This is a genomic window from Rhizobacter sp. P2_H3, from assembly GCF_056403355.1.
Map to the genome: position 1 here is coordinate 1 of NZ_JBFUFQ010000355.1, position 4,103 is coordinate 4,103.

At 71.2% G+C, this 4,103-nt stretch carries 4 protein-coding genes; all 4 read left to right on the forward strand.

Translation table 11 applies throughout. The features are described from left to right. Window positions 1–1,362, forward strand: a 1,362-nt coding sequence (locus AC1D1T_RS30670; RefSeq protein ID WP_477993191.1) for a BamA/TamA family outer membrane protein, incomplete at its 5' end; no start/stop codon positions are given. Window positions 1,363–1,421: 59 nt separating this feature from the next. Continuing rightward, window positions 1,422–1,955, forward strand: coding sequence for a phosphatase PAP2 family protein (locus AC1D1T_RS30675; RefSeq protein ID WP_477993193.1), 534 nt, complete (start codon window positions 1,422–1,424; stop codon window positions 1,953–1,955). Continuing rightward, window positions 1,952–2,611 (forward strand): response regulator, encoded by a 660-nt coding sequence (locus AC1D1T_RS30680; protein ID WP_477829434.1) that lies wholly within the window; start codon window positions 1,952–1,954, stop codon window positions 2,609–2,611. The genes AC1D1T_RS30675 and AC1D1T_RS30680 overlap by 4 nt, the downstream gene beginning before the upstream one ends. Continuing rightward, on the forward strand, window positions 2,611–3,966 hold the full coding sequence (locus AC1D1T_RS30685; protein ID WP_477993194.1) for a sensor histidine kinase: 1,356 nt from the start codon (window positions 2,611–2,613) through the stop codon (window positions 3,964–3,966). The genes AC1D1T_RS30680 and AC1D1T_RS30685 overlap by 1 nt, the downstream gene beginning before the upstream one ends. Window positions 3,967–4,103 lie beyond the last annotated feature (137 nt).

The window sequence follows — 4,103 nt, forward strand, 5'->3', positions numbered from 1 at the left end:
CGCTACAGCGCGCGGCTGCTGCGCGAATCGGAGCGCACGCTGCGCGCCAACGGCTACCTGCGCGATGCGGCCATCCGGGTGACTGCCGTGCACGACGGCGTGGTCGACATCGTCGTGGCGACGCAGGACGTGTGGACGCTGAAGCCCGGCGTGTCGTTCGGCCGCAAGGGCGGGCGCAACAGCAGCAGCATCGGCATCCAGGAGACCAACCTGCTCGGCCGCGGCAAGCAGCTCGGGCTGGACATCCAATCGGGCGTGGACCGCACGTCGAAAGCCCTGACCTACCAGGACAGCCAGTTGCTCGGCAGCCGCTGGACGCTGGCGGGCGAGTACGACGACAACAGCGACGGCCGCGCGCAGAAGCTCGCGCTGGAGAAGCCGTTCTATGCGCTCGACACCCGCAGCGCCGGCGGCCTGTCGCTCAGCAACGAGCGCCGCATCGACTCGGTGTATTCGCAAGGCCAGGTCGTCAACCAGTACGACGTGTCCGCCCGGCATGCAACGGCCTACACCGGCTGGTCTGACGGCCTGCGCGACGGTGCCGCGCTGCGCTGGACGGCCGGCCTGACCTTCGACGAGCAGCGCTATGCCGCGCTGCCGGCGCTGGGCAGCGCGAGCGTGGCGCCGGACGGGCGGCGCCTGCTGTACCCGTGGATCGGCGTCGGCTGGATCGAGGACCAGTTCATCGCGACGCACAACCAGGACCAGATCGGCAAGACCGAGGACATCGCGCTGGGCTGGAACGTGCGCGCCCGGCTCGGCKCGACATCCAGCCGGCTCGGCTCCGACCGCACGGCCGGTGTGTTCGACACGGGCTTCTCCAAGGGCTGGATGCCGGACCCGTCGCAGACGTGGCTGCTGGCCGGCACGGCCGAAGGCCGCGTCGAGCGCGAGGGGCTGAGCGGCAGCCTGTTCAAGCTGTCGGGCCGCTGGTACCTGCGGCAGTCGGCGCAGCGCACGCTGTTCGCCGGCATCGGCATCGACCGCGGCGTGCGGCTCGACCCCGACCAGCAGATCACGCTCGGCGGCGACACCGGCTTGCGCGGCTACCCGCTGCGCTACCAGAGCGGCAGCGGGCGCTGGCTCGCCACCATCGAGCAGCGGGCCTATTCCGACTGGTTCCCGTTCCGGCTGTTCCACGTCGGCGGCGCGGTGTTCTACGACATGGGTCGCACCTGGGACGGCGTGCGGCCGGGCGATTCGGCCCAGGGGCTGCTGCGCGACGCCGGCGTCGGGCTGCGCCTGGGCAACAGCCGCTCGGGCCTGGGCACCGTGGTGCACGTCGACGCGGCCTTCCCGATGGACGGCGACAAGTCGATCAAGAAGGTGCAGTTCATCGTCGAGGCAAAACGCAGCTTCTGACTGCTCGAGTCACTGCTTAAGTCACCTCTAAGGCCGGCAAGCGCAGCATGTCGGCCCCCATGGACAACTTCCACCTCTTCGAGCTGATCAACGCACCGGCAGAGCCCCACCCGACGCGCCTGCTGCTGGCCTTGATCGTCGCGCGCTGGCTCATCTGGCTGCTGCCGCCGGCGCTCGGCATCCTGTGGCTGCGCGCGAGCCACGACACGCGGCGCGAGTTGCTGCACCTAGTCGTCGCGGCCGTGTGCGCGGTGGCGATCGCCGAGCTCGTGCGGCATGCGTGGCCGCACCCGCGGCCGTCCGCGCTGCGGCTCGGTCACCACCACCTCGCGCACGCTGGCGACTCGGGCCTGCCCAGCGACCAGGTCACGGTGGTGTGGGCGCTGGGGCTGGCCGCCTTGTGGACGCAGCGGCTGTCGGTGCTGTGCTTTCCGCTGCTGGCCACTGGCTTGCTGCTCGGCCTGGGGCGCGTCTACGTCGGCGTGAATTTTCCGTACGACATCCTGGCGGCGCTGCCGGTGGCGCTGGCCGGCGCGCTGGCCGCGTGGGGGCTGCGGCACCTGCGAGCCCGCTGGCGCAGGATGCGTGCATGAGAGTCCTGTTGATCGAAGACGATGCGATGGTGGGCAAGGCGGTGCACCGCGGCCTGGTCGACGCGGGCTTCGCGGTCGACTGGGTCACCGACGGGCGCGCCGGCGAACTGGCGCTGGGCAACCGCGTCTACGACGCCGCGATCCTCGACCTGGGCCTGCCGAAGAAGGACGGCATGGCGGTGTTGCACACGCTGCGCAACGCGCACAACTCGGTGCCGATCCTGATCGCCTCGGCGCGCGACACGGTGCGCGACCGCATCGACGGGCTGGAAGCCGGCGCCGACGACTACCTGCTGAAGCCCTTCGACCTCGACGAACTGGTGGCACGCATGCGTGCGCTGGTGCGCCGCCACATGGGCAGCGGCACACCCTTCCTGGAGGTCGGCTCGCTGATGCTGGATCCGCTGCGCCGCCAGGTGATGCAGGCGGGCGTCGAGGTCGAACTCTCGCCGCTCGAGTTCTCGGTGCTCGAGGCGCTGATGCGCCGGCCCGGCGCGGTGCTGTCGCGCGAGCGCCTGGAAGAGGCCGTCTACGGCTGGGGCGAGGAGGTGATCAGCAACGCGATCGAGGTGCACCTGCACAACCTGCGCAAGAAGCTCGGCGCCGCGGTGATCAAGAACATCCGCGGCGTCGGCTACCGGGTGACGGAGGGCTGATGCACTCGATCGAACGCTACCTGCTGGCCTGGCTGATGGGCGCGCTCGCGCTCGGCGGCCTGCTGGTCGCCATCGTCACCTACCTGGTCACGCTGGACGAGATGAACGAGGTGTTCGACGCCGACCTGAAGAACGTGGCCCAGTCGGTGGCGCGCTACCACCGCGCCGCCTACGACGCGCGCCGCCACGACGCGCTGGTGCTGCCCGAGCGCAGCGACACGCCCGAGGACGTCGAGATCGTCACGCTGACCTGGACCGCCGACGGCGAGCGCGTGTACGCCTCGGACCCGCGCGTGAAGCTGCCGTTCTCGCGCACCGAGGGGCTCGCGCGGCTCGACGTCGACGGCGAGGCCTGGATCGTCTATTCGAGCGTGGCCGCCGACGGCATCGCGCAGGCGGCGCAGCGCGTCTCGCAGCGGCACCAGATGGCGGCCGAATCGGGGGCCAAGGTGTTCCCGCCGATGCTGGTGCTGGTGGTCGTGGTCGGCGGGCTGCTGCTGTTCGGGCTGCGGCGCGGCCTGCAGCCGCTGGGCGATACGGCGCGCGACGTGGCGGCGCGCAGCGCCCGCTCGATGCTGCCGATCGCCACCGACGGCGTGCCGCGCGAGATCAAGCCGCTGGTGCTGTCGATCAACGACCTGCTCGGCCGGTTGTCGGAAGCGTTCTCGGCGCAGCGGCGCTTTCTGGCCGATGCGGCGCACGAGCTGCGCACACCGGTGACCGCGCTGCGCCTGCAGGTGCACCTGCTGCGCCGCTCGGACAGCCCGGCCGCGCGGCAGGATGCGCTGGACGAGCTGGAGCAGGGCGTGATCCGCTCGGAGCGGATGGTGCAGCAGCTGCTGGCGGTGGCGCGCTCGGAKCCCGATGGCGAGACGATGCGCGTCGARCRGGTCAGCCTGGACGACCTGGYGCGCTCGGTGGTGTCGGATTTCGCGCTGAAGGCSGAGCACCGGCGCATCGACCTCGGCGCGCAGGTCGGCGCCGGCCTCGCGGCGCAGGCCGATGCGCACCAGCTGCGCGTGCTGCTCGACAACCTGGTCGAAAACGCGCTGCGCTACACGCCGGCCGGCGGCGTGGTCGACGTCGAGGCCGACCTGCAGGACGGGCGCCCGCGCCTGCGCGTGATCGACAACGGCCCCGGCATCCCGGCGGCCGAACGCGAGCGCGTGTTCGACCGCTTCTACCGCGGCGAGGACGCGCAATCGCTGGCCCCGGCAAGCGGCGGCAGCGGCCTGGGCCTGGCCATCGTGCGCGCCATTGCGGAGCGGCATCACGCGAACGTCAGCCTGCACACGCCGGCACGACATGGCGGATTGGAAGTCCGGGTCGTGTTCTCCCAACTTCACGGAGCCTGAGATGAACATGCCCGCCAGCTGGTTTCAATGGGCCCTGCTGTCGGCGGCGTTCGCCGCGCTGACGGCGATCTTCGCGAAGATCGGCATCCGCGGCGTCGACTCCGACTTCGCGACGCTGGTGCGCACCAGCGTGATCC

Excerpts from the sequence above, each read along its gene's own strand:
- AC1D1T_RS30675 (WP_477993193.1), top strand. The coding sequence starts at position 1,422 with ATGGACAACTTCCACCTCTTCGAGCTGATCAACGCACCGGCAGAGCCC.
- AC1D1T_RS30680 (WP_477829434.1), top strand. The coding sequence starts at position 1,952 with ATGAGAGTCCTGTTGATCGAAGACGATGCGATGGTGGGCAAGGCGGTG.